The sequence below is a fragment of the Burkholderiales bacterium genome, from assembly GCA_023511995.1.
In the GTDB taxonomy this organism is placed as follows: domain Bacteria; phylum Pseudomonadota; class Gammaproteobacteria; order Burkholderiales; family Thiobacteraceae; genus Thiobacter.
Genome location: JAIMAL010000043.1, coordinates 1 through 2,977 on the forward strand (window position 1 = coordinate 1; position 2,977 = coordinate 2,977).

Here is a 2,977-nt window from a genome sequence, read left to right on the forward strand (position 1 = left end):
ACGGACCAAGTGGTATCTTCCGACTGACCCAGTGCCTTACACCCCATCGAAAACGTTTTTGCCGAAAATCCTTGGTGGGCAGCAGAAGTAACGCCGTCATAGCATAGCGCGCACGTACTTCAGCGACCGCATGTATGCGGAGACGCTGAATACCCCGACGGGCCAGCAGGCCTACCGGCAGATTCAGGCAGGGCAGACGGGCCGGTATTTGCCGGGGTACTATTACAAGCAGGGCATCGCCGACGCGAACCGGGAAGCCAGCCGTCAGGCCGCTGCGGGCGCCATCACCGCTGGCGCGATCCTGGCGCCTTGGGCAGTCGGCGCCTGCCTGACCAACCCGGTTGCGTGCAACCAAGCCGGCATCACCGCAGCGGAAGTGCTCTCGGAAGGAGGCGTGGTTGCGGGTGGGGTGGCGTTGTCGGTACGGGGTGGGCCAGCGCCAAAGAACCCCGTGTCTCCAGGGCGTTCGCTCACTTGGTACGATCCACCAAACGATGGGTTTCTCGGGGAGGCGCGCGATTTCATATTGCTTCCAGGGGCGCGCGTTGATCGTTATGGTAGGGATGCAGGTCGGTTCCTCGCGCCAGAAGGGACGCTGGTTCCGATGCGGGCTCTGCCGCCAGGAGGGGAAGAGCGATCCTATTCCGTATTTGAAGTCATTAAGCCACTTCCCGTTAAAGCGGGCGAAATTGCTCCGGCATACGGTCAGCCGGGGCTCGGCCCCCAATTTGTTACGGATAAGGCTATCAGGGATCTGATCAACGCAGGGTATTTGAAAAGGGTAATCCCTTGAAGTGTGACGATGTCATCGAGCTATTGCGGTGCTACGGTATCAAGCCGGAAGATGTGGTTGCTATTAACGGCGACCCGCGCCAGCACGATATGTATCACATTATGCGTCGTGACGGAATGTGGGAAGTTTACTATGCAGAACGCGGGCACAAATGGGATTGTCGGCAATTCGAGTCCGAAGAAGAGGCATGTGATTATTTATGGGAGCTCCTGCGACGCGATGAAACTATCTGGCGATGAACTGTGAGCCGGCGACCAGGGGTGGCTAATGGGTGACCCCTTGTGTGCTCGTGCGGGGAACGGGGTCAGGCGTTAAGGATTGAGTTATTGATTCGCCCGCGCAGGAAAGCGGGGTCACGCACCCCGGACCCGGACAGCCTCAACAGCCTGCTGCCGCCCGAGCTACGCGCAGGCAACATCCCCTATCTCTACGACGGCTGGCTCGGAGCGTAAAACGGGGTCAAGCCTTTAGTTTGTAGGCAACGCCGGAGGCTGAGGAGGCTGCTCCAGCCACCGGCGCGTTCACCGGCAACCTGAGCCTGGATAGCGTCCTCAAGAGCGGGCTCACCTCGGGCCTCACTGCGGGGCTCACCCAATGGGCGGGGCAGGTGCTCGCCAACGGCACCCTCACGGGTGCGCAGCAGGTGGGCAACACCCTCAAGGCCGCCCAAACTGCCACCGACCTCACCGACAAGCTCGTCGGCTACACCGTCCGCGCCGGCATCAGCGCCAGCGTCAACCAGGCGGTCTACGGCAAGGGCGCGGGCAGCTTCGGCCAAGCCTTCGTCAACAGCTTCGTGGCCTCGGCCAGTGCCGATGCGGCCAAGTTCATCGGCGACAACACCGGCCTCGGCAAGCCGTTGGGCGAGATGGGCTCACCCGGCTACCTGCTGGCGCACGCCGCCCTGGGCTGCGCCGCAGCCGCGCTCAGTGGCCACGACTGTGCCGCCGGCGCCATCGGCGGGGGCATGAGCGCCTTTGCAGGCTCGCTCCTGCCCGACCCGGTCAATCAAACCCAACGCGCCCTCATGGCCGGTGGCCTCACCTTCATCGGCGGTGCCACGGCCCAGGCGGCGGGTTACGACGGCGTGACCGCGGCCCAGGCGGCGACGAATGAGGCGGTGAACAACCGACAACTGCACCGGGACGAGCGCCGTCTGGCGGCGCGCCTGGCGAGGGAAAGCGGGGGACGGTACACTCAGGCTGAGATTGAGGATGCCATGCGCCTCTTGGGCAACCGAGAAAAGGGCGAGACGGTTGCAACGGGCATGGTGGTGAAGGTGTCGAACTGGGAGAAAGAAATCTACGACAGCCGAGCAAAATGGCGAGCAGGAGAAGACGGCCAGTCTTTGATCCAAGTGTTGCCCGAGGTGGACGCGGAACTTATCGCCTACGTTCAGCGGCAGACGGGTGGTTGGGAATCCCCGTATGCTCCCCGGCTGTATGTGCTGCCGCCTGCTCCGGCCAAAGCGGACCAGCCTCGGGACAGGCTTACTGGGCTGCCCCTGGACGAAAGGGGCCGATACAGTACCAAGGTCGTGGTCGATGGGAAGGTGTATGAACCGAAGTACTGGACGTGCGCCACGGCGGAATGTCTGACCCGGAATGCCAATCTCGATACCACTGACCCGGCCACGCAGGCGTATCTGGGGGCGTTGGATAAGAAAACCCTGGATGATGTTGGTATGGCTTCTGCTGTTGTGGCGTTGGTGAATCCGTTGGGGGCGGTGGGTGCTGTGGCTGGTGCGACGGGAACGGGCACGTCTTATGCGAAAGGTATGATTGATGGTGACTTGGTTTCACCGACGATTGCAACTGCTTCGTCAGAAGGAGCAAAAAATATCTTGAATACGTTTGGAAGTTGTCGGCAGCTGCGGCTACACGGATAATCGCGCTGATTGAGTTGGGCGGTGGATGGGAGGCTTTTGCTGCAAGACTATATGCAGAGAAGAACCCGGCAAATAGACAAGATGCGGCCCGAGGTGGCGCCAAATGAGTTGGCGGGCGTTCGTAGTCGGGGCGCTCCTCGTCATTTCTCTAGTTAATGCAGTGATGAGGTTGTGGGGAAATTGGCCTATGTTTTTCGCGGCAGTTGGGTCTCAAACGTACGGTGGATTCAATCTCGAAGTGCAACGCGGCTGTATGATTGCATAAATACCTGATGAGGTGTTTTCCAGTTCAGGCG

The 2,977-nt window shown here is 60.9% G+C and carries 2 protein-coding genes; both read left to right on the plus strand.

The window, feature by feature from the left end:
* Positions 1-130: 130 nt before the first annotated feature.
* Complete coding sequence (locus K6T56_12610; protein ID MCL6557182.1) at positions 131-793, plus strand: TNT domain-containing protein; 663 nt, start codon at positions 131-133, stop codon at positions 791-793.
* Positions 794-1,325: 532 nt separating this feature from the next.
* On the plus strand, positions 1,326-2,681 hold the full coding sequence (locus tag K6T56_12615; protein ID MCL6557183.1) for a DUF637 domain-containing protein: 1,356 nt from the start codon (positions 1,326-1,328) through the stop codon (positions 2,679-2,681).
* Positions 2,682-2,977 lie beyond the last annotated feature (296 nt).

Bases quoted from the DNA above. Each gene is read 5' to 3' on its own strand.
- K6T56_12610 (MCL6557182.1), top strand. From the start codon at position 131: ATGTATGCGGAGACGCTGAATACCCCGACGGGCCAGCAGGCCTACCGG.